This is a genomic window from Zobellia nedashkovskayae, from assembly GCF_015330125.1.
Lineage (GTDB): Bacteria > Bacteroidota > Bacteroidia > Flavobacteriales > Flavobacteriaceae > Zobellia > Zobellia nedashkovskayae.
Genome location: NZ_JADDXR010000002.1, coordinates 4,902,548 through 4,927,528 on the forward strand (window position 1 = coordinate 4,902,548; position 24,981 = coordinate 4,927,528).

25 protein-coding genes and 1 other RNA gene are annotated in these 24,981 nt (G+C 37.2%); 13 read left to right on the plus strand and 13 right to left on the minus strand.

Annotated elements, in window-relative coordinates; genetic code table 11:
- Positions 1-25: 25 nt before the first annotated feature.
- The 4 genes from rny to IWB64_RS20220 form a co-directional block, all read right to left on the minus strand.
- The gene (gene rny / locus IWB64_RS20205; protein ID WP_194535732.1) at positions 26-1,594 is read right to left on the minus strand and encodes a ribonuclease Y; all 1,569 of its coding nucleotides are present in this window, start codon (positions 1,592-1,594) and stop codon (positions 26-28) included.
- A gap of 122 nt (positions 1,595-1,716) precedes the next feature.
- Positions 1,717-1,827: non-coding RNA, 6S RNA (gene ssrS, locus IWB64_RS20210), on the minus strand.
- A gap of 55 nt (positions 1,828-1,882) precedes the next feature.
- Positions 1,883-2,179 carry a cell division protein ZapA gene (locus tag IWB64_RS20215; protein ID WP_194535733.1) on the minus strand — a complete coding sequence of 99 codons (297 nt, stop codon included), beginning with the start codon at positions 2,177-2,179 and terminating at the stop codon, positions 1,883-1,885.
- A gap of 15 nt (positions 2,180-2,194) precedes the next feature.
- Complete coding sequence (locus IWB64_RS20220) at positions 2,195-2,485, minus strand: hypothetical protein (RefSeq protein WP_194535734.1); 291 nt, start codon at positions 2,483-2,485, stop codon at positions 2,195-2,197.
- 193 nt (positions 2,486-2,678) lie between these two features.
- On the opposite strand from IWB64_RS20220, the gene IWB64_RS20225 reads away from it, so the two are divergent.
- From IWB64_RS20225 to IWB64_RS20235, 3 genes are read left to right on the plus strand one after another with little or no spacing between them, the layout of a single operon-like run.
- Positions 2,679-4,370 (plus strand): M23 family metallopeptidase, encoded by a 1,692-nt coding sequence (locus IWB64_RS20225; protein WP_194535735.1) that lies wholly within the window; start codon positions 2,679-2,681, stop codon positions 4,368-4,370.
- A 7-nt stretch (positions 4,371-4,377) separates the two neighbouring features.
- On the plus strand, positions 4,378-6,846 hold the full coding sequence (locus tag IWB64_RS20230; RefSeq protein WP_194535736.1) for a TonB-dependent receptor: 2,469 nt from the start codon (positions 4,378-4,380) through the stop codon (positions 6,844-6,846).
- 11 nt (positions 6,847-6,857) lie between these two features.
- Complete coding sequence (locus tag IWB64_RS20235; RefSeq protein ID WP_194535737.1) at positions 6,858-7,511, plus strand: hypothetical protein; 654 nt, start codon at positions 6,858-6,860, stop codon at positions 7,509-7,511.
- A 31-nt stretch (positions 7,512-7,542) separates the two neighbouring features.
- On the opposite strand, the gene IWB64_RS20240 is transcribed toward IWB64_RS20235, so the two are convergent.
- A complete protein-coding gene (locus IWB64_RS20240) occupies positions 7,543-8,691 on the minus strand; it encodes a cysteine desulfurase family protein (protein WP_194535738.1) in 1,149 nt (382 codons plus the stop codon).
- Between the two features lie 102 nt (positions 8,692-8,793).
- Between IWB64_RS20240 and IWB64_RS20245 the strand changes: the two genes are divergently transcribed.
- Positions 8,794-9,807 carry a hypothetical protein gene (locus IWB64_RS20245; RefSeq protein ID WP_194535739.1) on the plus strand — a complete coding sequence of 338 codons (1,014 nt, stop codon included), beginning with the start codon at positions 8,794-8,796 and terminating at the stop codon, positions 9,805-9,807.
- Here the strand turns inward: IWB64_RS20245 and IWB64_RS20250 are convergent.
- Positions 9,804-10,349 (minus strand): Smr/MutS family protein, encoded by a 546-nt coding sequence (locus tag IWB64_RS20250; protein WP_194535740.1) that lies wholly within the window; start codon positions 10,347-10,349, stop codon positions 9,804-9,806. The genes IWB64_RS20245 and IWB64_RS20250 overlap by 4 nt on opposite strands.
- Positions 10,350-10,411: 62 nt before the next feature.
- Here IWB64_RS20250 and IWB64_RS20255 point away from each other — a divergent pair, with 62 nt between their 5' ends.
- From IWB64_RS20255 to IWB64_RS20265, 3 genes are read left to right on the plus strand one after another with little or no spacing between them, the layout of a single operon-like run.
- On the plus strand, positions 10,412-10,723 hold the full coding sequence (locus IWB64_RS20255; RefSeq protein ID WP_194535741.1) for a DUF2752 domain-containing protein: 312 nt from the start codon (positions 10,412-10,414) through the stop codon (positions 10,721-10,723).
- A gap of 3 nt (positions 10,724-10,726) precedes the next feature.
- Entirely contained in the window at positions 10,727-11,056 is a 330-nt protein-coding gene (locus IWB64_RS20260; RefSeq protein WP_155595602.1) for a CCC motif membrane protein, read from the plus strand.
- Between the two features lie 4 nt (positions 11,057-11,060).
- A complete protein-coding gene (locus IWB64_RS20265; protein WP_194535742.1) occupies positions 11,061-11,369 on the plus strand; it encodes a CCC motif membrane protein in 309 nt (102 codons plus the stop codon).
- Between the two features lie 56 nt (positions 11,370-11,425).
- Here IWB64_RS20265 and rocD read toward each other — a convergent pair whose 3' ends face one another.
- A complete protein-coding gene (rocD, locus tag IWB64_RS20270; RefSeq protein ID WP_194535743.1) occupies positions 11,426-12,706 on the minus strand; it encodes an ornithine--oxo-acid transaminase in 1,281 nt (426 codons plus the stop codon).
- Positions 12,707-12,939: 233 nt separating this feature from the next.
- Between rocD and IWB64_RS20275 the strand changes: the two genes are divergently transcribed.
- The 4 genes from IWB64_RS20275 (at position 12,940) to IWB64_RS20290 (ending at position 17,025) form a co-directional block, all read left to right on the plus strand.
- Positions 12,940-14,115 carry a mechanosensitive ion channel gene (locus tag IWB64_RS20275; protein WP_194535744.1) on the plus strand — a complete coding sequence of 392 codons (1,176 nt, stop codon included), beginning with the start codon at positions 12,940-12,942 and terminating at the stop codon, positions 14,113-14,115.
- A gap of 199 nt (positions 14,116-14,314) precedes the next feature.
- Entirely contained in the window at positions 14,315-15,724 is a 1,410-nt protein-coding gene (gene rlmD / locus IWB64_RS20280; protein WP_194535745.1) for a 23S rRNA (uracil(1939)-C(5))-methyltransferase RlmD, read from the plus strand.
- Positions 15,725-15,728: 4 nt separating this feature from the next.
- Positions 15,729-16,217 carry a DUF6452 family protein gene (locus IWB64_RS20285; RefSeq protein ID WP_194535746.1) on the plus strand — a complete coding sequence of 163 codons (489 nt, stop codon included), beginning with the start codon at positions 15,729-15,731 and terminating at the stop codon, positions 16,215-16,217.
- Entirely contained in the window at positions 16,198-17,025 is an 828-nt protein-coding gene (locus IWB64_RS20290) for a DUF6048 family protein (RefSeq protein ID WP_194535747.1), read from the plus strand. Before IWB64_RS20285 ends, IWB64_RS20290 begins: the two co-directional genes overlap by 20 nt.
- 26 nt (positions 17,026-17,051) lie before the next feature.
- Here IWB64_RS20290 and IWB64_RS20295 read toward each other — a convergent pair whose 3' ends face one another.
- Positions 17,052-18,227: a THUMP domain-containing class I SAM-dependent RNA methyltransferase gene (locus IWB64_RS20295; RefSeq protein ID WP_194535748.1), complete on the minus strand. Its 1,176-nt coding sequence runs from the start codon at positions 18,225-18,227 to the stop codon at positions 17,052-17,054.
- Positions 18,228-18,431: 204 nt separating this feature from the next.
- On the opposite strand from IWB64_RS20295, the gene IWB64_RS20300 reads away from it, so the two are divergent.
- Together IWB64_RS20300 and IWB64_RS20305 are read left to right on the plus strand one after the other, a co-directional pair.
- On the plus strand, positions 18,432-19,103 hold the full coding sequence (locus tag IWB64_RS20300) for a ZIP family metal transporter (protein WP_194535957.1): 672 nt from the start codon (positions 18,432-18,434) through the stop codon (positions 19,101-19,103).
- A 1-nt stretch (position 19,104) separates the two neighbouring features.
- The gene (locus IWB64_RS20305) at positions 19,105-19,533 is read left to right on the plus strand and encodes a DUF4268 domain-containing protein (RefSeq protein ID WP_194535749.1); all 429 of its coding nucleotides are present in this window, start codon (positions 19,105-19,107) and stop codon (positions 19,531-19,533) included.
- Positions 19,534-19,535: 2 nt separating this feature from the next.
- On the opposite strand, the gene uxuA is transcribed toward IWB64_RS20305, so the two are convergent.
- The 5 genes from uxuA to IWB64_RS20330 all read right to left on the minus strand — a co-directional run bounded on the left by uxuA (position 19,536) and on the right by IWB64_RS20330 (position 24,659).
- Entirely contained in the window at positions 19,536-20,735 is a 1,200-nt protein-coding gene (gene uxuA / locus IWB64_RS20310) for a mannonate dehydratase (RefSeq protein ID WP_194535750.1), read from the minus strand.
- A gap of 1 nt (position 20,736) precedes the next feature.
- Positions 20,737-21,555: an SDR family oxidoreductase gene (locus IWB64_RS20315; RefSeq protein ID WP_194535751.1), complete on the minus strand. Its 819-nt coding sequence runs from the start codon at positions 21,553-21,555 to the stop codon at positions 20,737-20,739.
- Between the two features lie 2 nt (positions 21,556-21,557).
- Positions 21,558-22,937, minus strand: a complete 1,380-nt coding sequence (locus tag IWB64_RS20320; RefSeq protein ID WP_194535752.1) for a putative oxidoreductase C-terminal domain-containing protein — start codon at positions 22,935-22,937, stop codon at positions 21,558-21,560.
- Between the two features lie 124 nt (positions 22,938-23,061).
- The gene (locus IWB64_RS20325; protein ID WP_194535753.1) at positions 23,062-24,438 is read right to left on the minus strand and encodes a Gfo/Idh/MocA family protein; all 1,377 of its coding nucleotides are present in this window, start codon (positions 24,436-24,438) and stop codon (positions 23,062-23,064) included.
- 17 nt (positions 24,439-24,455) lie between these two features.
- Complete coding sequence (locus IWB64_RS20330) at positions 24,456-24,659, minus strand: hypothetical protein (protein WP_194535754.1); 204 nt, start codon at positions 24,657-24,659, stop codon at positions 24,456-24,458.
- Positions 24,660-24,981: the final 322 nt, after the last annotated feature.

Below are 24,981 nucleotides of genomic sequence, written 5' to 3' on the forward strand. Positions count from 1 at the left end.
TTTGTTTTATAAAGAATATTGTATTCTATTTTGCTACGTTCACTGAACGGGTTTCCCTAATTACGGTAACTTTTACCTGTCCAGGATAGGTCATATCTGTCTGTATTTTCTGTGAAATCTCAAAAGACAACTGAGCCGCTTTCTCATCATTAACTTTTTCACTTTCAACAATTACCCTTAGTTCACGTCCTGCTTGAATAGCGTAGGCCTTTTGAACTCCTCCAAAACTGAAAGCAACCTCTTCAAGGTCTTTAAGACGTTGAATGTATGAATCCAACACTTGTCTACGTGCTCCTGGTCTTGCTCCGCTAATAGCATCACACACCTGAACGATTGGCGCAATAAGTGTCTTCATTTCTATTTCATCGTGGTGAGCACCAATGGCGTTACATACGTCTGGTTTTTCACCATACTTCTCAGCCCACTGCATACCTAAAATAGCATGTGGTGTTTCTACCTCAGCTTCAGTATTTGGAACTTTACCTATATCGTGTAAAAGTCCTGCTCGTTTAGCCAACTTAGGGTTTAGTCCAAGCTCTGCTGCCATTACCCCACATAATTTAGCAACCTCTCTGGAGTGTTGTAATAAGTTTTGTCCGTAAGAAGAACGGTATTTCATTCGGCCAATGGCACGAACCAATTCTGGATGCAAACCATGAACACCTAAATCAATAACGGTACGTTTCCCTACCTCTACGATTTCTTGTTCTATTTGATTCTCTGTCTTTTTAACTATTTCCTCTATACGTGCCGGGTGTATTCTACCGTCCGTTACTAGCTTGTGCAAAGAAAGCCTTGCAACTTCACGACGAACAGAATCAAAACAAGAAAGAATAATAGCTTCTGGCGTGTCATCTACAATAATTTCAACACCTGTAGCTGCTTCTAAAGCACGGATATTTCTACCCTCTCTACCAATGATCCTACCTTTAACATCATCAGATTCCAAGTTAAAAACAGATACACAGTTTTCTACCGCTTCTTCTGTTCCTATACGTTGAATTGTATTTATAATGATTTTCTTGGCTTCTTGTTGAGCGGTTAATTTAGCCTCCTCTACCGTAGTTTGGATATAGGCCATTGCATCTGTCTTTGCCGTTTCTTTAAGCGACTCCATCAATTGCCCTTTTGCATCATCTGCTGAAAGACCAGAGATAACTTCTAGCTGCTGTACTTGGTTTTTGTGAAGCTTTTCTAGTTCACTTTGCTTCTTTTCAAGAAACTCTTCTTTATGGGTAACTTCTTTTAACTTACCGTCAAGTTGGATGTTGAGTTTTTTGCTTTTTGCCAATTCATTGCTAACCTGAGACTCTTTATCACGAGTACGTTTTTCGGCCTCACCAATTTTCTTGTCTTTATTAACAATGACTTTTTCGTGCTCCGCCTTTAACTCTAGAAACTTTTCTTTGGCCTGAAAAATTTTGTCTTTCTTAATGTTTTCTCCTTCCGATTTGGCGGAACTGATTATCGTATTCGCCTCGCTTTTGGCATTGGAAAGGGTTTTTGATGCTTTTCCCTTTTCCATAAATTTTGCGATGGCAAATCCAATCGCAAGGCCGACGATGCCGGCTATTATAAGTGTTGCACTATCCATATATCTAACAATTTAGGTTTGAACGTGCTTAAGAACTTAGAGCTGTACATGAAAAATGTTGTACCGACCACAGTTGCTCAAACAAATCCATAAAAAAAGCCCACATCAGAGAAGTTTTGTACAAACTCCAATAAACAGGTTTAGGGCTACAAGACTGATCAAGAATCCCTATACGAGTAGGGCCCGCTTTTACAATCTACACTCACCCTTTTTAAACAAAATAAATGTTGAGTTTGTCAAAAGGTAATACCAATGTGGGCAGTAACTTATGTATTTTAAAGAACGTATTTATTTTATACCAAGCTTTGAAGTAACCAAATCATCTAACGCTTTTAGGCGTTCAGTTGCATTTAAGGTTCCTTCGGATTGATCAATACCACGCTGCTCTATTTTAGATGCAAATTGTAAGGCACACATGGCCAAAACATCTTGTTTATCCCGCACCGCGTAACTCTGTTCAAACTTTTTTGCCAATTGCTCAATGTTCTTCGCTGCCTTTCGCAAGCCTTCTTCTTGGCTTGGATCGATAGTCAAAGGATACACCCTATCCGCTATGGAAAGCTTAATTTTTAGCTTTTCTGACATTTTATCTTTTGAACATTATTCTGAAAGTTGCGCTATGCAATAGTCCAACTCCCTGATCAATGTATTTATTTTAAGCTTAGCTTCAGTTTTATTTGTATTACTGCCAAGCATTGAGTTTGCGAGCTTCAACGAGTTGTATTTCTCTTCCCACATAGAAACGGAATCCAACACTTTGCCCTTGTCCTCTTTAATTTCATTAAGCTCCTCTTGCAATCTAGTGTTGGATTGGTGAAGCACCTCCAACTTATGCAAAAGCTTGCTTATTTTATTCTCTAAAGAGTCTACGACTTTGACTAATTCACTCATAAATCAAACGCAATGCATTTTACACAAAGTTAACATACCTGCCATTACTTAGCAATACTTTTTTGAATTATTCTTCAAGTAATACTTTAAGGCCTTAAATAACGTTGGTTAAAGAAGATGTGTCATTTTTCGTGCTAGATATTTTCAAGAATTCAAACCGTTTGGCTAATTTCGTATCACTGTCCAAAAAATTATGAGAAAACTTTTTGTAGGCTTTTTATTATTCATAACCGCTATTGGTATCGCCCAAGAGAAATATCCGCAGGATGCGTTTAGATCTCCGGTAGACATTCCGCTAGTTCTTGCGGGTACATTTGGCGAACTGCGTTCAAACCATTTTCACTCTGGTATTGATATTAAAACCGAGCAACGTGAAGGACTGCCCATCTACGCCATTGCAGACGGTAGCGTTACCCGTGTTAAAGTCTCTCATTGGGGCTACGGAAAAGTACTATACATTGCACATCCAAATGGCTACACCTCTGTTTACGGGCATCTTCAGAAATTTGCACCTAAAATTCAAGAATTTGTAAAAAAGCTACAGTACAAGAAAAAATTATACGAGGTTGAAGATTTTCCTGAATATGCCGAAATAAAAGTTGAAAAAGGGGAAATTATCGCCTACGGCGGAAATACCGGAGGATCTTCTGGCCCGCACCTTCATTTTGAAATTAGAAGCAGTATCTCGGAAAAACCTACAAACCCTCTACTCTACGGTTTTGATGTTAGAGATGCTACAAATCCTACATTACAGAAAATATACGGTTTCCCTTTATCTGATGATGCCCAAATCAATCAGAATAAAAATACTACCGCAATTAATTTTACCAGACAAAAAGATGGAACTTTTTTAGCAGACCCCGTTTATGCCACCGGAACCATAGGACTTGGTTTTATTGGTTTTGACCGTCAAGATCTTGCCGCCAACCATAATGGTCTATATTCCGTGCAACAACTGGTGAACGGAAAAGTTTATACTGATTATGACCTAGAGTCCTTCTCTTTTGGCGAAACTAGGTATATCAACACTTTAATAGATTATTACTACTATGGCAAATATCGCCAGCGAATTCAATTGCTCTATAAGTCACCCGGGAATAGGTTAAGTATCTATAACAAACTTGAAAATGATGGTAAAATAGTGGTTCGTGAAGGACTGAGCTACAAAGTAGAATTATTGATAAAAGATTATGCGGGTAATTTAACGAAAGCCATCATACCTGTAGAGGGCAAAAAAGAACCTGTAAAAGTTGAAAAGGACGAAAAAAAGACGGAAAACTATGTGATTGCCAAAAAACCGAACAATTACGATTTAGGTGCTGCAAAAGTATATTTTCCTTCAAATACCTTTTATGATGATTTTTACATTGATTTGAAGAAAGATGATGATACCGTTAAGATACATAATTCCCGTGTTGCCGCTCACCGCAATTTCACCATTACTTTTGATGTATCTAAATACACCGAAGCCGAAAAGAAGCAAATGTTCATAGCACGTCTTAATAGCCGCTTACGACCATCTCATGCATCTACATATAAGCGTGGTACTACTTTTACCACGAGAACAAGGAATTTAGGTACCTACACTTTGGCAAAAGATACGATTGCCCCAAAAATTTCAACTAAGAACTTCAAGGATAAACAATGGTTGAACAACTACCATTACCTTAGCGTACGTATTACCGATGACCTAAGCGGTATAGATACCTATTCTGCCACGATAAACGGGGAATGGATTCTTATGGAGTATGAGCCCAAGACCAACACACTTACCTATAATTTTGACGATGTTATTCTTGACAAAAAAGAATGCAAACTTGAAGTTACCGTAACCGACAATGTTGGCAATACAAACACTATGACCAGTACTTTTTACAGAAAATGACACCTCTTTGAAGTGCACTAGACTTATTCTGCTTTTTGTACTATTCGGTTTTACGCTTCACGTAAGTGCACAGACCGCTACCCTTACCGGCATTGTTCTGAACAACGAAAATAAACCTTTACAAGAGGTAAATATTACCATTGGGTCAATTGGCACATTTTCAGACGAAAACGGATTTTACTCACTTCAAGTAACCGCCGACGAAGTCATTACCGTAACTTTTTCTCATTTAGGTCTTAAGAATGTGGTTTTAGAAAATCTAATTCTCAACACCAACGAAGTTTTTGAATTCAATCCCGTTCTTAGTACGGATACCATACAAATTGCTGGAGTAACCATTACGCCTACAGGTAATAAAACCGTTGCCGGAATCATCACTGTTAGTCCAGAAATCGTACGTACTATTCCAGGTGCAAATGCGGGTGTGGAAAATATTCTAAAACTATTACCCGGTGTTTCTTCAAGCAATGAATTAAGTACCCAATACAACGTAAGAGGCGGCAATTACGATGAAAACCTTGTTTATGTAAATGAAATTGAAGTATATCGTCCTTTTCTAGTTCGCTCTGCCCAACAAGAAGGAATGAGCTTTGTGAATAGTGATATGGTTCAAAATGTCCGGTTCTCTTCGGGAGGGTTTCAAGCCAAATATGGAGACAAGCTTTCCTCTGTACTGGATATCACCTATAAAAAACCTTCGGAAACGGGCGTACAAATAGACCTTAGCTTTTTAGGAGCAAGCGCCACGGTAGAAACAGTTTCAAAAAATAAAAAGTTAAGTACCATAAGTGGGGTGCGTTATAGGAATAATGGTTTACTCGTTAATAGCCAACAGACCAACACCAACTTCAACCCTACTTTTGCAGATGCCCAGACTTTTACGACCTATCGCTTTTCGAACAAATTCCATCTAGATTTTTTAGGTAACATTTCTATCAACGATTACCAAAACGAACCTCTAAAAAGGCAAACTAATTTTGGAACCATTTCAGAACCAAAATCTCTTGTGGTCTTTTATCAAGGTGAAGAAAACAACAGATACAATACAGTTCTAGGAGCCTTAAAGGGCAACTATTTTTTAAATGAGAATACAAGCTTAAAACTTATAGCCTCACTTTACCACACTACAGAAGAAGAATACTCAGATGTTATTGCCCAGTATGCTTTGGGTAGTGTTGATAATGATTTATCCAGTGATTCTTTTGGCAGTGCAACCAACCTACGTGGAATCGGGATGCAATTTAACCGAGCTAGAAATGAACTGGATGCTTTAATTTTCAATATATCACATAAAGGAAATCATACTTCTGGAAACAAAGTGGTAGAATGGGGTTTAAAATATACCCATGAAGATATTCGTGATCAATTACGAGAATCAGAATTTATAGACTCTGTCGGTTTTTTTGTTCGCCCACCTTTACCTGAATTCAGTAATAATCAACCCGAAGAGCCTTTTGAGTCCCCCCTTGTTGCCTATGACGGTATAAATGCAATAAATTTTGTAAAAACCGACCGGTTTTCTGGATTTGTTCAATTTAGTAACCGATTAAATATAGCATCGCATGACCTTTACTATAATCTTGGAATTCGCGCGCAACATTGGTCCGTAACGGGCAAGGGCATTAAAACCTCATCACAGACAGTAGTTAGTCCGCGTGGGCAGGTATCCTTAAAACCAAACTGGAAGAGAGACATGCTTTTCAGACTTTCTGGCGGTCTTTATCACCAACCTCCTTTTTATCGTGAGTTGAGAGATCAAACGGGTACTATAAATCCAGATGTAAAAGCACAAGAATCTATTCACCTGGTTTTGGGAAATGAGTATTCTTTTAACCTATGGGAACGTCCGTTTACACTAATGAGCGAAGTGTACTACAAGAAACTTAATAACGTTAACACCTATACACTAGAAGACGTACGCATACGATACGTGGCCAACAATGACGCTAAAGCCTATGTATATGGAGCCGATTTACGATTGAACGGAGCCTTCGTTCCCGGAACCGAATCTTGGGTAAGTATTGGATTTTTAAAGACTGAAGAAAATAGCAATAACCGTGGATATATTGCCAGACCTTCTGATCAACGTTTAAAATTTGGCATTTTATTCCAAGATTATATTCCTGAATTCCCAAATTTTAAGATGTATCTTAACTTGGTTTACAACACAGGTGTGCCTGGAGGGTCACCAAATTATGCAGATCCTTACATATATAACACAAGATTACGTGATTATAAGCGTGCGGATTTAGGAATTTCCCATATTTTTGTTGGAGGAAACAGAACCTATCAAAAAAACCATTGGTTGCACAGATTTAAAGAACTGAGCGCAGGATTGGAGATATTTAATTTGTTCAATAATCAAAATTCAATTACAAATACATGGGTGAGGGATGTTGATAGTAAACAACAATTTGCTGTTCCTAATTTCATGACAAGTCGTGTGCTAAACGTAAGGGTACGCATGCGCTTTTAGAAGACATACCAATGAAGAAGATTTTTATTGCCGCACTCCTTTTGACCACCGTTTTGGTAAACGCCCAAAAGAACATTTACGAAAGTGATAAGTTTGATGCCCTAAGCGATACACACGAAGTATTGGCTATTATTCCTTTTTTAGCTAATCTTGAACTTAAAGATGATATTTCTCACGCAGAGCTTAATACCCTTGAGCAAAAAGAAGGTTATGCGGTGCAGAATGCACTAGAAACTTATTTTTCTCAAAGAAAGAAGAAAAAGAAGTTCTCTGTTGAGTTTCAAGATGTAAAGAACACCAACGCCATCCTAACTCAAAACAAAATTGATTATAATAATATTGATGTTTATACCACTAAGCAACTTAGTGAAATTTTAGGGGTAGACGGGATTATTAGTGGAAATATGGATTTGAACGTTCTTCTTTCAAAAGGTATTCCTACGGAATTTAGTTTTATGGATTATTTTTCAGGAGATGCCAATTATGGCCGTATAGGCGTAAAAATTAGTGACGGCACTTCCGGGAAGCTACTCTGGAAATACGAAAAGAAAATCAATAAAAAATCAGGAAAGAATACAACGGACCTAATTGACCGCATGATGAAATTAGCGGCACGTAAGTTTCCTTATGACAGGGAAAAACGAAAAGACAGAAAAGAAAAATAAATAATGAAACTCCCTTAAAATAGAGGGAGTTTTATTTTTCTACAAATTCCTTAAGTGCCTGAACAGTATAATCCAACTCCTCCTTGGTGTTGTACTTTGAAAAAGAAAACCTAACCGAAGGCTTTTTAAGCTCATCTGCCGATAATATTTCTGTTAGTACATGAGAACCTAAGTCGCTTCCAGATTGGCAAGCACTTCCTTTTGAACAAGCTATTCCTTTCATGTCTAAATGAAACAATAACATAAGTGCTTTCTGTGGATCTATGGGCAAACAAACATTTACCAAAGTAAACGTACTTTTATCCAAGTCTCCGGAATGACCATTAAACTTGGCCGCAGGAATTTCTTCCTTAATCCTATCTATAAAATAAGATTTCAGTTCCGTAACATAAGCCGTTTCAGCATCCAAATTATCGTAAGCTTCTACAAATGCAGTTTCCAACCCTACAATATTATGGAAAGATTCTGTTCCCGCCCGATGACCACGTTCTTGAGAACCACCTGATATAAAAGGCTTTAAACCTGAATTTTTCTTAATATAAGCAAAACCTATTCCTTTAGGACCGTGAAATTTATGTGCGGCAGCAGTAAGAAAATCTACAGGAACTTCTTTTACGTCCCATGTATAATGCCCTATGGACTGCACCGTATCCGAATGAAAAAGAGCTCCGTTTACATGACAAAGCTCACAAACTTTAGCAATATCAATTTTATTACCTATTTCATTGTTCACATGCATTAAGCTCACCAACTTCTTAGAATCATCTTGTTGCAACAAAACTTCTAAGTTTTCTAAATCTGGATTACCCAATTCATCTAAATTCACATATAATATGTTGGTTCCTTTTTCACTAGCTAAATCTTCAACTGTATGAAGAACAGCATGATGTTCAATTTTAGAGGTGATAATAGTTTTTACATTAAGGTCGCGCACAGCACAACGCAAAATCATGTTATCAGCCTCAGTACCACCAGAAGTGAAAATAATTTCCGTCGGGTGGGCGTTCATATATTTAGCAATCGTTTTTCTAGCACTTTCTACACCAGTCTTTGCCGAGCGTCCATAACTATGGGTTGAAGATGGGTTGCCATAAAAATTGGCTAGTGCATCTTGCATCTTTACAATCACATTTTCACGTACTTGTGTAGTGGCCGCATTATCTAAATAAACCTTTTCCATTACCAAAAAATTCAATTAAGAACCTCCAAAATTAGCGGAATTAAAGTTAATTCTTCCCTAATTCAGAATAAACTTCTCCTTTATTTCCTTTAAATTTGACACATGAAGAAAACGCTACTTTTAGGTATCCTAATACTTTTATTTGCCTGTGACGATGGCGACCTCCAAATTGAAAATGTAGATTTTGAATTAATTGCCCTTGAATCTTGTGGCGATGAGGAAGATCCTTTGGATACTACCTTTTTCTTTAAAACAGATGATGATGATGCATACTTATTGGAGTTAGAGAGTGGGTTATTGTTTAACCAAACTTCTACAGAGGGAGCTTTAACGAGTACATTAGGAGGCTCTTCCGATTTAATTTATCGTTTCTTTTCCGATGAAGTTTCCTCAGATTATTTTTGTTCCACTATTCCTGCGACAGAGCCTACAGTCCTAAGCGAATCTACTGCTGCGGCAGGGGATGTTGCTATAAACACAAAAGTGACTGCAGTATCCAAAGATGTTAAAACTTATTCCCATACCATTCTAATTAGCGGTCTAGTGCTAACCAATGAGCAAAACGAGAGTATTACAGATACCTCTTCTTTTACTTATGGAACTTTCAAAACCACTACACCTACGAGTCAAAATCTAGAGATTCCGTTTTCTAATTATGGCTCCATTGTAAGTACTTCCGAATGTGACAGTGAAATTGTTGCCGGTAGCATAAGATTCTTCAAAAAGATAAATGACGAATACATCTCTTTAGATGTCCCATTGTCAGTTTTAGTGAACGAAGCTACCGTAGTAGATGAACCTAGAACATCAACCTTAGAAAACGGAGAGTTTAATTACACCATATTAGACGTAGTTGTAACGGATGATATGATATGTACCTCAGCTGCACTTTCAGAAGAAATCATAAGTTCCAATTTTGTTTCTTCAGGAGGAACTATAAATGTGGTCACTGAAGCTAGTGAACCTGATGCTGCTGGATCAATTACCTATGCTCACACCATTTCTCTTGAAAACACTGTACTTGTCCTTAAAGCGCAGAATGATGATGAGACCGATGTGACTCTTACGGCAATTGACAGCTTTATTATTGGTACGTATACTACAGTAGGCAATTAAGCATTCTGATAAATATATACTTCGGTTGCTCCAAGACCATATTTCTGGTAGTCGGCATCGTAGTATTTTACGTTTTCGTAGCGTCTAAAGAGGTAGTATAGTTCTTCTTTGAGTATACCTTCTCCTACACCATGAATAAAAACCACTTTTTGGATACGCTTTCTCACGGCAAAATCTAATTGACGTCTTGCGGTATCTAACTGAAGGTTTAGCATCTCATGATTGCTCATACCTTTATTAGACTTCGTCAATTGATGTATGTGCAAATCTACTTCCATTTTAGGAGCATTGCGCTCTTTGGGTTTCATTACCTGTGTTCTCCTTTTCTTTGGGAGCTCCTTTTCCGCCTTGATCTGGCTTATTTCGTAATTACTTACCTTGATATCTCCAGTATCTATTTTAACCAGTTCATTAGACTCAAAATTGAGCGAAAATCCATCGGTAGTTTCCATGGTAACCGTACTTCCGGACACCTTAATTACCTTACCCGAGATGACGTCATCTAAAGTCTCTACCTTGTCCCCTATTTGAAAAACGGTCATAATTTGTTTTGTATCCACAAAAATAATGGTAATTTTCGTGAAAGAATTGCTAAACAGTAAAAATGCAGTTAGCTACCTTTCTATTGGTTATTGAAGATTTCATGCTCCCGTGCTTAAACAAAAAGCTCTTTGGTATTGACTGCCCTGGCTGTGGTCTTCAACGTTCTATTGTTCTTTTTTTAAAGGGAGATTTTGGCGCTGCCTTTGATATGTACCCTGCGATTTTCACCCTTATACCCCTTGTATTGTTCTCTATTGCAAGCCAATTTATCCGATTTCGATTCGATACTTATATAAAAGTAACCCTTGGCATAACGAGCGGTTCTATTATATTGGTCAATTATATTTTAAAAATGACTCACCTAACCCACTAAAAAATGGAAGAACACAAACTACCTAACTCCACCCTGATCCTTGTATTTGGAATCCTCTCAATAGTTACTTGCTGTTGTTACGGTATCCTTGGACTTATATTTGGTATTGTTGCCTTGGTATTAGCCAATAAAGCGACAGCTATATACCTAGAAAATCCGGAAAACTATACTGATTACGGGAATGTAAAAACAGGTAAAATACTTGCAATCATTGGTATTGTACTAAGTGTTATTTATTTGATAATGACCATTGGTGCTATTTCTTTCTTCGGATTTGAAAATATACAGAACGAAGAATTGATGCGTGAAAAAATGGAAGAATTATTAGGATAAAACTATGCAACAACCTTTACCAGGAGCAAGTAACGCTCTAACTTTTGGAATTCTTTCTATAGTCTTAACCCTAATTTGTTGTGGACCTTTTGGTGCTATTTTTAGCTTCATTGGCCTATCTAATGCTAAAACGGCACAACAAACTTATGATCAAAGTAATGGGGAATTCACGGGTATTGAAAATGTAAGAACAGGCAAAATACTGTCTTATGTGGGCTTAGCCATAGCAAGTGTTTATTTGCTCTTAGCTATTATCTACTTTGGCGTTATAGCGGCAATTTTTGCCACGGCAATTTCAAATGGCGATTTTTAAATAGAAGCCGGAATTATATAAAAAAAGCCTGAAACTATGTTTCAGGCTTTTCTTTTTTATTTCTCAAACTGTTTCAAGGTTGTTGTGATGATTTTTACACAATCTAACAGTTGTTCTTTATTCATCACCAAAGGCGGTGCAAAGCGAATAATATTACCGTGGGTTGGTTTTGCCAAAAGTCCGTTTTCTTTCAGCGCCATACAAATATCCCAAGCAGTTGAACTTTCTTCTGTATCATTAATAAGGATAGCGTTCAATAAACCTTTACCTCTTACTCCGTTTACAATATCAGAACCTTCTATAAACTTACCAAGTTCTGCTCTGAACAATTCTCCTAAATCAAATGCGTTCTGGGCAAGTTCTTCTTCTTTAACAACATCTAAAGCAGCTATACCAACCGCAGCAGCTACAGGGTTACCTCCAAAAGTACTCCCGTGATTTCCTGGTTTTATAACACCCATAATATCATCATTGGCCAAAACAGCCGACACGGGATACGCACCTCCTGATAAGGCCTTACCTAAAATTAAAATATCTGGTTTAATTTCTGGCTCTCCACTACAATGTTTATCCTCGCAAGAACAGTTACCACAAGTTGCTAAAAGTCTACCTGTTCGCGCAATACCGGTTTGGACTTCGTCTGCAATAAACAACACCCCATGTTTCTCACAAAGTGCTTTTGCTCCAGCTAAATACCCCTCAGAAGGAACATAAACTCCAGCTTCACCTTGAATAGGCTCTACCAAGAACCCTGCAACATTCGGATTATTTTCTAATACCTCTTGTAGTGCATCTAAGTTGTCATATTCTATTTTCAGAAAACCTGCTGTGTAAGGACCAAAGTTCTTACGGGCAACTGGGTCATTAGAAAATGAAATAATAGTAGTTGTTCGTCCGTGAAAATTATTCTCACAAACAACAATCTGTGCTTCGTTTTCTGCTAAACCTTTTTTCTCATATGCCCATTTTCTACATAATTTCAATGCAGTTTCAACAGCTTCTGCACCTGTATTCATAGGCAAAAGCTTGTCGAATTTAAATGTTTCGGTAGCATACTTTTCATACTTCCCGAGCATATCGTTGTAAAAAGCTCTAGAAGTAAGCGTTAATGTTTGTGCTTGTTTGGTCATGGCGCCAACAATTTTTGGGTGGCAATGACCTTGATTTACGGCAGAATAAGCCGAAAGAAAATCATAATACTTTTTTCCTTCAACATCCCAAACATACACACCTTCTCCCTTGCTCAATACAACGGGTAATGGGTGGTAGTTGTGTGCTCCGTGTTTATCCTCCAATGCAATAGCATCTTTAGAAGTGATTTTTTCTAAAACTGACATAATAAAAATTACTTTAAAATAAAACTTCAGTAATTCCTTCTATACCTTTTTCCTTTCGAAGACTCGAAAATTCAGCGTGGGAGAGAAATCATCCTTGTAGAATTGCAAACTTAATAAATAATTTTCGCATCGCAGATATAAAGCGCTAAGAACCTATTTAACAAGATAGAAGTGACTTCTTATAAAAGATGGTGTCTTAATCTATAGCACCAAACTTTTTTAAAAACATCTATATGAATTACTTAGACAACATTATGAACAGCCTTTCCAACTCGGTAGGCGATTTTTTACCAAGCACAATTGGTGCAATCCTTATCCTTATAATAGGATGGTTTGTAGCTGGTTTTATCAAAAGGTTAATTACCAAACTGATAAAGCGCACCAAAATAGACGATAAAATGGGCACGGGCAAAGTTGTTATTTCCTCCCTTATCGGTAAACTTATTTACTTTTTCATTATGATTTTTGTTTTCATGCTAGCTTTAGAAAAGCTAGGCATGACCAGTGTTTTAGACCCTGTTAAAAACTTGCTTAACGGTTTCACAAACTACATTCCTAATATTGTGGGCGCTGGTTTGGTAGGTTATATAGGCTATATGCTTGCAACTATTGTTTCTGAGCTAGTAGGTCTTTCTGGAGACACCATTCAAAGCTTGGTACCAAAACTTAAGCTGCCGGAAAATATTGATTTGGTAAACATTCTTAAAAAGATTGTTTTCATATTTATTTTCATCCCTCTATTGATTACGGCACTGAATATTTTAAACATGGATGCCATTTCTGTACCGGCTACCCATATGTTAGAGCAGTTCTTTAATGCTATTCCAAAAATTCTAATAGCAGTTATTATAATTATAATTTTTGTTGTTGGAGGTAAATTCGTTGCTGGTCTACTAACAGACTTATTAGAGAGTCTTAAATTAGATGGCATCGTAAAGAAAATGAACTTAGGAGGAGTTTCTTCTAATACAAACCTTCCTAAATTGATTGGTAATATTGCCTTTTTCTTTATTGTCCTTTTTGGTATTACAACGGCATTAGAAAAATTAGAATTTGCAAAACTTACTGAAGTTTTGGACACCCTAGTAGGAGTATCTGGTAACATTCTATTCGGTTTAGTTATTTTGATTATTGGAAACTGGATAGCCTCAATTGCTCACAAAGCAATGGCTAAAGATGAAAATAATCTATTTGTAGCTTCAATTGTAAGAATGTGTATTTTGGCCATTTTCTTAGCAATGGGCCTTAAAACAATGGGTATTGGCGATGATATTATCAACATGGCCTTTGGCATAACATTAGGTACTATAGCGGTTACTATTGCACTTTCTTTTGGACTTGGAGGTAGAGAAGCTGCTGGAAAACAAATGGAACGTATTTTAAACAAATTTAATAATAACAAACAGTAGTTCCCTCGATTTACTATATGTTTGTACAGTCGAGAAACCTTGTAATGAGGTTTCTTGGCTTTTTTTATTTCCTGTTTTCTCACGAAAACATGTCACTCTAATACATTTACAGATTATAAATTCCATATTTAACTATTTTTAATAAGCTGGATTGTATTGATAGTTATAATAAATGCAATGGGATGCTTACTTTTGCCGCATGCGAAGAAAGAACAAGCGACAGGTATTCGAAAACGTAGAGGTTGTAGATGCCGGGGCGAAAGGAAAAACTATTGGTAAGGCACCTGACGGACGAGTCATTTTTTTGACAAACACCGTTCCTGGTGATGTTGTTGATGTACAGACTACAAAGAAAAGAAAGGCATATTTTGAAGGGGTTGCCACCGCTTTTCATTCATACTCAGATAAACGCGTAGAACCTCAATGCGAACATTTTGGAGTTTGTGGCGGTTGCAAATGGCAAGATATGGGCTACGAGCACCAACTCTTCTACAAGCAGCAAGAAATTGAAAATAACTTAAAACGAATTGGGCATCTTGAATTACCCGAGACTACACCTATTTTAGGTTCTGAAGAACAGTATTTCTATCGTAATAAAATGGAGTTTTCATTTTCAGATAGTAGATGGATGACTTTAGAGGAAATTCAATCTGATAAAGAAATTACCGACAGAGACGCTTTAGGGTTCCATATTCCTGGAATGTGGGATAAGATTCTTGATATTAAAAAATGTCACTTACAGCAAGACCCTTCTAACGCTCTTAGGTTAGAGACTCGTGATTTTGCCATTAAAAATGGACTTACGTTTTTCAACCCTAGACATCAGCACGGGGAATTGCGCTCTCTTATGATTCGTACGGCTTCAACTGGTGAGTTAATGGTCATGATTCAATTTCATGATGATAACCAAACGAACCGTGAGGCGATATTAAATCACCTTAAAGAAACCTTTCCTGAGATAACTTCGCTTTTATATGTTATCAACCAAAAGCAGAATGACACCATATACGACCAAGATATTATTTGTTTCTCTGGGCGTGACCATATTTTTGAAGAAATGGAAGGCTTGAAATTTAAAATCAATGCTAAGTCGTTTTATCAAACAAATTCAGCACAAGCTTACGAACTATATAAACTTACCCGCGAATTTGCTGATTTAAAAGGCGATGAGCTTGTTTACGACCTTTACACAGGTACAGGAACCATTGCTCAATTTGTTGCTAAAAAAGCAAAAAAAGTTGTTGGTATAGAGTCCGTACCCGAAGCTATTGAAGATGCGAAAGCAAACGCTGAGCGTAATAAAATTGACAATGTAGATTTCTTTGTGGGTGATATGCGAAATGTCTTCAACCAAGAATTTATTAATACCCATGGCACACCTGACGTTATTATTACAGACCCTCCAAGGGTTGGTATGCATAAAGATGTGGTACAACAAATCTTGAATATTGCCCCAGAAAAAGTAGTTTATGTAAGTTGTAATAGCGCTACACAGGCACGCGATTTGGAATTAATGAAAGAGGCATACAAGGTAGTAAAGGTGCAACCGGTAGATATGTTTCCCCAAACACATCATGTTGAAAATATCGTACTTTTGAAAAAGCTATAGTTTTATGAATAAACTAAAAATACTTTTTGTTATCCTTTTGGGCATACTTTGTTTTTCTGCATGTGAGAAAGATGATATTTGTACGGAAGATGACACTCCGCAATTGGTCATACGTTTTTACGATGCCCTGAATCCTACTGAATTTAAGGATGTGCAGAACTTAATTGTCTGGGGAGTATTGCCTACAGAAGGTAAGGACACCATAGCCAATATAGCTTTGGATTCTATTGTTCTACCGTTACGAGTTGATGAAACTAGCACATCATTCGCTTTCTCAAGACAGCTAACCATTGACGATATTAATGTAGACACCCTAACCTTTAACTATGATGTAAAGGAAATTTACAAATCTAGAGCCTGCGGTTACATAGCCAATTTTGAAAACTTGACGGCAACAGTCAAACAAGATGATTCAGTTTGGGTTCAGACCATAGATATAGATAACGCACTTATTGAAAACACAGCTTCCGCCCATGTTAAGATATTTCACTAGTCTTTTTTTCTTCTTAGTTGTTGCTGTGGGGTTTTCTCAGAGCGAACCTATTGACCTTAATAAAAAAGATACCACCGTATACAAACAACGTTATGGCATAAGGGTAGGCGTAGATTTAAGTAGGGTCCTGAATTCTTTTTTTGATGAGGACTATACGGGACTAGAATTCGTAGGTGATTATAGACTTTCCCAAAATCTTTATTTAGCTGCCGAACTTGGTAACGAGAAAAAAACAATAGGCACCCCGCTTGGTGCTGAAGTTGACATTGAAGGAGGGGATTTGTATACCTTTACGACATCTGGCAGCTATATTAAATTAGGTATAGATTACAATACCTATGGCAATTGGTACGGTGAGCAAAACATGATATATATTGGTGGTCGTTATGCTTTTAGCACTTTTAGCCAAGAGCTAGACGCCTATAAAATTTTTGATAGCAGCCGCTATTGGAATCCCGATGATTTTGCCGCAGGAACCGATGCCCTGGGGAAATATGAAGGTCGCACTAAATCTTGGCTAGAATTTGTAGCAGGAATTAAAGCGGAAGTTTTAAGAAATATCTATGTAGGCGCTAGCGCGCGTTTAGGCATCTTAATAACGAACAAGAGACCTGACGGTGTGTTGGACGATCTTTTCATTCCCGGTTTTAATAGAGTTACCGACGGCAGTAGATTTGGGGTTGGCTACAATGTTTCTCTCAGCTATCTCATTCCTCTTTACAAGAAGAAAAACGAACCGAAAAAAGAAAAGCCACAACCAGAACCAGAGTCCAAATCCGAACCTGAAGATAGACCTGGAAGACAATAGATTTTTAGAATAGAAAAGCCTTCTTTCTATTCGTTGTCCTTATCCTTGTTCATATACTTGGCTTTCTTACTGCCTTCATACATTACATACTTTACCAAGCGCGATTCTAATTGGCTATTGAAAACCTTTATCTTACGAGAAGGTCTGAGACCTACATATTTAAGCGCTTCCATATTAGATGTGATAAACCAAGCTTCCGTACCAGGGTATTTTTGCTTTAATGTATCTCCTATTGAAGCATAAAAATCTTCCATCTCTAAACTCAATCGCTCCCCATAAGGTGGGTTAAAAACCATATGCAGCTTACCTTCAGTAAATTTTTCGGTATCAAAAAAGTTCTTTCGTTCTACGGAAATGAATTCTGATAGGTTAGCGTTTTCAACATTATCTAACGCTTTACGTACAGCAGAAGGAGCTTTATCGTAACCCACTATTTTATAATGAAACTCTCTAACCTTATTTAGACAAACTTCAACAATTTTATCAAAAAGTTCTTGATCAAAATCGTCCCATTTCTCAAAGGCAAATTCCTTTCTATTAATGTTTGCCGGAATATTACAAGCAATCATAGCCGCTTCCGTTAACATGGTACCACTACCACACATAGGGTCTATAAAATCGCATTGACCGTCCCATCCACTCAAGAGTAAAAGTCCAGCTGCCAACACCTCGTTTATAGGGGCAATATTCGTGGCGGTACGATAGCCTCTTTGGTGCAAAGAACGCCCTGAACTATCTAAGGAAACATTACAATGCTCATCATGAATATGAATGTTGATGCGTACATCAGGAAATTTTACGTCTACACTAGGGCGGCTTCCATCCATATCCCTAAACTTATCTACTATAGCATCTTTAACTTTTTGCGAGACGTAGAGCGAATGTGTAAAATTATCCGAGTTTACCGTAGAATCTATAGCAAAAGTAGTATCAACGGAAAGGTACTCTGCCCAATCCATTGCATAAATCTTTTTATAAAGATCATTCTCACTACGAACAGAAAAAGAATGAATAGGCTTAATAATCTTAATGGCCGTTCGCAAACATAGATTGGCTTTGTACATAAAGCCCGTATCTCCTTCAAAAGCGACATTTCTAACGCCTTCAACTACATTGCTCCCACCTAAATTGCGAATTTCCTTAGCCAACATCTCTTCAAAACCAAAGAGCGTCTTGGCAACCATTTTAAAATTTTTACTCATGTCTTATTCTAAAGTTGCCGCAAAAATACAGTATTTTAGCCGGAGAAATACGAACCCACCCTCTGCTTTCTTAAATGCCGTTATTCCTTTGACTAACTAAAGGATAAAGTTGCTTTTTTGAAAATTGAAAAAGTTGGGTTCGTAGATGTAATTATAGCCATAATCCTGAGACTAAGAGCTTCGAAAAAAAACGATTTTCCGTTAATGAATTACGCCTTACCCATTTTAGCCGTTCTACTGAGTTTTACCTTTGTATATATTGTAAAACCCCAGAATAGAAGTAACTTTAAGCTACTTTTAGCATTTAGTGGTGCCTTTTTGTTGGCCCTAACGTTGTTTGAACTTTTTCCGTCAGTATACGAAAATGGTGATCCTAAAAAAGTAGGGTTATTTGTAATGCTGGGGATTCTATTTCAAATATTCTTAGAATTCTTTTCAAAAGGAGCGGAACACGGGCATGTTCATTTAGATAGCGAAAAAGAGCTTTTTCCATGGTTATTATTCGCTAGCCTTTGCGTTCATTCATTTTTAGAAGGTTTCCCAATTCACCACCACGATACCATAATTTACGGTATACTCATCCATAAAGTACCTATTGCCATTATACTAAGTATCTTTCTATTAAACTCAAAAATACCTTTAAAAAAGGCATTTTTCTTTATCACCATATTTTCATTAATGACCCCATTAGGAAGTTATATTGCTGATCATGCAGATTGGGCAGACACCTACTTTGCACCAATTAACGCATTGGTAATTGGTGTGTTCTTACATATTTCTACGGTTATACTTTTTGAAAGTTCAGAAGGCCATACATTTAACTTGCGTAAAATAGTCGCCATTATTTTTGGCATCGCAATCGCATATTTTTTATAGAATGTTCAGTAAAGCCGAATCAAAAAAACTACGCGAAGACTTCTGGATTGCTTTTGGTAAATCCTATCCTAGAAAATGGATACTTTATAATACCAAAGTAAAGGCCCTTGTATTCAAATTTCATTTTGACCTAAAAAAAGCAATGGTCTCCATAGATATTGAAACGGAAGACCTAGAGAGACGTATTACCCTTTGGGAGAAATTTCAATCGCTACAGTCTCTTCTTCAATCTGAAGAATACCTTCCCAAAGCCATTTTTGACGAGATTTTTTTTCTATCCAACGGAAAAGAAATATCAAGAATTTACGTGACCCTTGAAAACGTGTCTATCCACAATAAAAATACCTGGCAAGAAACCATGATTTTTCTAAGCCAACAAATGGGGCAAGTAGAAGTGTTTTTTGAAGATTTCAAAGAGATTTTAGAGTAAAATCAATCTAGTTTCATCTGATGCCGAATACCTTTTTCTAGTCCAGTAAGCTGCGCCATACCCAACGCTCTACCAATAATGGAATAGCCGGGGTAAAATTCTCCCTGACGTTTTTTATCATCTAGCAAAACATGGCCATGATCGGGCCTTAAAGGAATAGCAGCATCAGTCCGGCCAAATCCTTTTCTTCTAAGTTGCTCGTTTATTAAAGCTTCCATAATGTCTGCCATTACCACAGAACCGTTTAGATGTTCTGCTTCATAAAATTTACCCATGGCATTTAACTGTACATTTCTTAAGTGGACAAAATGAATTCGGTCTCCAAAATCTTCAATAATTTTGACCAAATCATTATTGGACGAAGCGCCCAATGACCCCGAACAAAAAGTGAAACCGTTATTAGTAGAAGGATAACAATCACGAATAAATTTTAAATCTTCATAGGTTGACGTTATTCTAGGGATACCAAAAACAGAAAAAGGCGGGTCATCTGGGTGAATGGCCATGTGAATACCAAGTTTTTCAGCCTCAGGCAATATCGACTTAAGAAAGTATACCAAATTTTCTCTAAGTTCGTCTTTTGAAATTTGACTTACCACCGCCAAATTCTTTCTAAAAACTGACATTTTAATCGGTTCTTTACTCCCCGGTATACCCGCTAAAATTGCATTTTCAAGCGTCTGTTTTTCTATGTCAGACAAACTAACAAAATGCTTTTTAGCATTTTGTACAACACTCTCTTCATACACCTCAGCAGCATTATCCCGTTTTAATATAAAAATATCAAAAGCAGCAATGGCAATTGGATCATAAAGTAAACTAGACGTTCCGTTTGGTAATTGGTAATCAAGATTGGTACGTGTCCAATCTATAAGTGGCATGAAATTGTAGCAAATAATTTTAATGTTTTGCTTCGCTAAGTTTTTTAGGGTTTGAATATAATTTTCAACATACCTATCTCTTTTGGGAAGCCCGTATTTAATAGCGTTATGAATATTAAGACTTTCCACAACGGACCACTCCATTCCGTGTTGTTCTATTTGTGTTTTAATGGCTACGATTGTTTCATTAAGCCAAACTTCACCTGTAGGAACACCATGGCAAGCTGTGACAATGCCATCTGCCCCCAGCTGAGCTATATCTGCTAAAGAAACCCCAAATTCAGGACCAAACCAACGGTATGTTTTTTTCAATTTTTCCATTTTATACTCCCGCAAAAGAATTGAAACCTCCATCTACATCGTACACTGTTCCCGTTACAAATGAAGAGGCTTCACTTAAAAGGTAATGTACCATCCCGTTTAATTCGGAGGCGTCCCCAAAACGATTCATAGGTGTTTTTGCTAGTATTTTTTTGCTTCGCTCCGTATGGGAACCATCTTCGTTTATTAATATTTTTCTATTCTGATTGCCAATAAAAAAACCTGGAGCAATGGCATTTACCCTAATCTTATCACTGAATTTTGTTGCCAATTCCTCTGCCATCCACTTGGTAAAAATATCAATACCTGCTTTTGCCATAGAATACCCCAAAACCCGAGTTATAGATTGTTTTGATGCCATGGAAGATATATTTATGATGGAACCATACCCCTGCTCCGCCATTAATTGACTTAGAACAATAGTTGGCAGTACACTACCAAAAAGATTAAGGTCTACTACTTGTTTTGTATCCTCCAAAGAAATATCAAAAACGGTTTGATCGGGACGCAGTGTTGCACCTGGCAAATTCCCTCCAGCCAAGTTAATTAGACCACCTATTGCACCATGAGCTTCCTTTATTTGCTCTCGCAAGGAAACCAATTCCTTTTCTTCCATTACGTCTACAACATAAGAGACCGTACTATTGTTAGAAATACGGTTTAGCATATTTCTTTTGTCATCTAACTTATCTGCCAATCTGCCAAGGAGTATTACTCTAGCACCATTTTTAACCAAATATTCAGCAATAGAACCACCCAAAACTCCGGTCCCTCCGGAAAGGGCAATTGTTTTATCTTTTAATTGAAAAAGGTCGTTCATATCTACTTTTTCTTGGCTAGTTCGTAAGCTTTAGTTGTTGTATAATATTTACTTATCATATTGGGTACTTCCCATTCAGGAAGCTCACCAGCTTCCAAGTACTTTAAATAATTTTCGGTTACCTGTCCAAAATGAGCTTCATGACCAATTTTAAATGAATCCGGTATATTAATTTTATAACTACCATCATTCATTTTCTTCATGGTCGTACCCGAAAATTGAGTTGCTATTTTACCCTCAATCGCTTTATTCAATAGTCCTTCAAACCCCTGTTGTTGTTTTGGTGTTATATATAAAGTGGGTTTATAACCTTCTTCTTCTCCCTGTTTAATAATCAAGTCACTTTTAGTGCCTCGCATAATACTGTAATGCGTATCGCCTGTGCCCTCAGGAGCTTGGTAGTTCCATATCACAGAAACTTTAGCATGTTTCCCGTTTATTTTGTAAACCATTTCTCCATTACAGAATATGTTCAGATTATCATCCTTTATATCTTTTTTCAAATAATCAGGGTAACTGTCTAACCCAGTAACTTTTTGAAACTCGTCTGTAGTAAGTACAGTAGGCCAACGTTTGGCTTTTACCATTTCTATGTTGTTGGTATCGATAACTTGATTAGGAAAAGCTTCCCATTGCACCAAATCCACCAAGTGAGTTGTAACATCTACGATGCCTTCTCCTTCTTCGTTTACATCAAAAAACCAAGCCGGACGCACCAACGGCTGACCGGAAACATACTTAAAAAAATGATGTACACTCTCTTTAATGATTGCAGGTTCATCTGGTGTACCATCAATTAATTCTCCAAATATCTCTGGCAAATCTGAAAAAGTTTTCTGCATTAAAGTAGTAGACTCAAAACGTTCCGTCATGATATCATAAATCAAAACCCCATTCTTTTCGGCTATCTCAAAAGCTTGTTGCAGTTTCTTAAATCCATCTGGATTAATCACCAAAGGCTTATCTGCATAGACATTAAGCCCAGCTTTTACCGCCTCAAGAACATAATCTATTTTTTTACTGTTCTTACCGGCAACGATCATAACGTTACCGGGTTTATCGGCAATCATTTTTTTGAGGTAATCATTACCTAAATGTTTTTCAACTTTCCAAGCTGTAGGTAGCTTTTCACGAGAATTATAGGAGTTTATCTTAGTTAAAAAATCCTGTACTTCGGGACCATTTGGGGCGAAAAGGTATATAGTAGAGTCTACTTGAGGATACATGGTTTTATGAACCAAAGCAGCATGAAAATGTCCTGGATTTAAGGTCATTAACTTCACTTTGTTTGTTGTCTTTGCTTCCACCATTTTGGTATCAGTTTTTTTTTCGCCACACGCAATGCAAAGTAGCAAAAGTAAAAATGGAATTTTATTTTTCATTTGATTAGCGTTTTATCTTAGGCCTAAACCGAAAAACCCGTTTAGACACCTTTCACTTCTATTTCATAAAAACCTTAAGGATATTTTAAAAAGCCCATTCATAATAAACGGGCTTTTTAAAGCTTTAAGACTTTACGTAATCCGTTCCATAAGGTTTTCTTTGCTCACGATGTAACATGGCATTCGCTTCGTCATCATTTATAAATACTTCTTTGTTATAATCCCACTCCAGTTTTCTATCAAACTGCATAGCGATATCGCTTATTAGACAGACAGTACAGGCTTTATGACCTTTTTCAATAGGTGAAATTGGAGCTTTTCTGGTCTTTATACAATCTAACCAGTTGCCATGCTGATCATCAATTTTTTCAAGGTGTATTTCATTTTCACCAATTACGGATTCTAAAATTTTAGGATCCGAAGCGTTTAACGCTTTACTACTCTTCTCTTTATCCACTGGGTCTGTAGCCGAAGCTTGATACGAGCCACGAGAGACAAAAATCCATCCATCTGAGCCTTCGTAACGAATTCCGTTGGTATAGCCTCCACTAGTGTAAACCGTAATACCATTATCATATTCATGCTTCACAAAGAAATCTCCGTGTACGTTCCACAAACCCAATTTTGGGAATTCTGCTAAGGCCTCAACAGATATAGGTCCTCCCAATTCTGTATTCATACCCCAAGCGGCAGAATCATAATGGTGCTGTCCCCAACCGGTAATCATACCAGCACCATAATTACGAGAACGCAACCAGCCTGGACGGTCATATCCTTCCTGCGGATGTACGCCAATTTCCGTATAAGGAACTTCTGGAGTAGATCCTAACCACATATCAAAATTAAGATTAGAAGGTATGGGCATCTCTGGAGCTACAGGACCTGCAGGATCACCGGGTAACCCTATTTTTACGGTATGAATTTTTCCTATTCTTCCGTTTCTTACTAATTCTGCCGCAATTCTAAATTGGGGCATAGCACGTTGTTGTGTACCTACTTGTAAAATGGCACCTGTTTTCTGAACAACATCTCTTAACTGCTGACCTTCCCTTACCGTTAAGGATGTAGGTTTTTGCACGTAAATATCTTTACCTGCGAAAGCAGCTTCCATAGCAGGTTGCGAATGCCAATGGTCCGGAGTACTAATAACTACAGCATCAATATCTTTGTTCAAAAGCATTTCTCTGTAATCATCATATAACTTGGTTCGGTCATATTTAGCCTTCCCTGTTTTTTTCTGGTAGAAGCCATCAACCAAAAGTTTGGCATCATCCGCTCTTTTTGAGTCAACATCACAAACTGCCAAATAGTTGGCTTGATCAAACCTGATTGTATCATGAATATCATGGCTTCTGGCAATACGGCCACAACCAATCTGACCAATGTTTATTTTATTACTTGGAGCATTTTTTCCCAAAACATGGGCAGGTACAATGCTAGGAAACCCCACCAAAGCGGCAGTACTTAAAGCTGTTCTGTTTATAAATTTTCTTCTTTCCATTGTGGTATTCGGTATTTCTATTTATTGATTAATTCTATTTGGTTCTGTTTTGCGAACGACTGCCAGTACGCTTCTGCCTCCTCTGCATTTAAAGTACCATCAAAATTTGTAGACACCCCGTTAGTAGTACCCTTCTCCACTACAAAAGCTCTGGGCAATGGTATGTTAAAATCGTCAATCAAGGTACCCGTCACGGTGAAGTCTTTTTTAGCTACTGCCACTAGTGAACAATATTACAAGAGTGTTCAGAGAAGTGACGTTCGCTTAAATAGCTTAAAATCGCTTAATAGTTGTTTCATAAAGAGTAAATTAAATTGAGTTGGATTAGTTAAATCTGGTTGAATTACAACAAAACTATAAAATATTACGAATTACGCAACCGATTGCGTAAATTAATTACATAAAAATTGACAATTACTCAATTTTATCATCCAAAACAGAGACAAACACATTAAATAAGATTTAAAAATGCAATAAATTAAAAATTAGTCTTGTATATTTCAATTTGTTACGTAATATTGTTGCACTAAAATTGCACTAGTG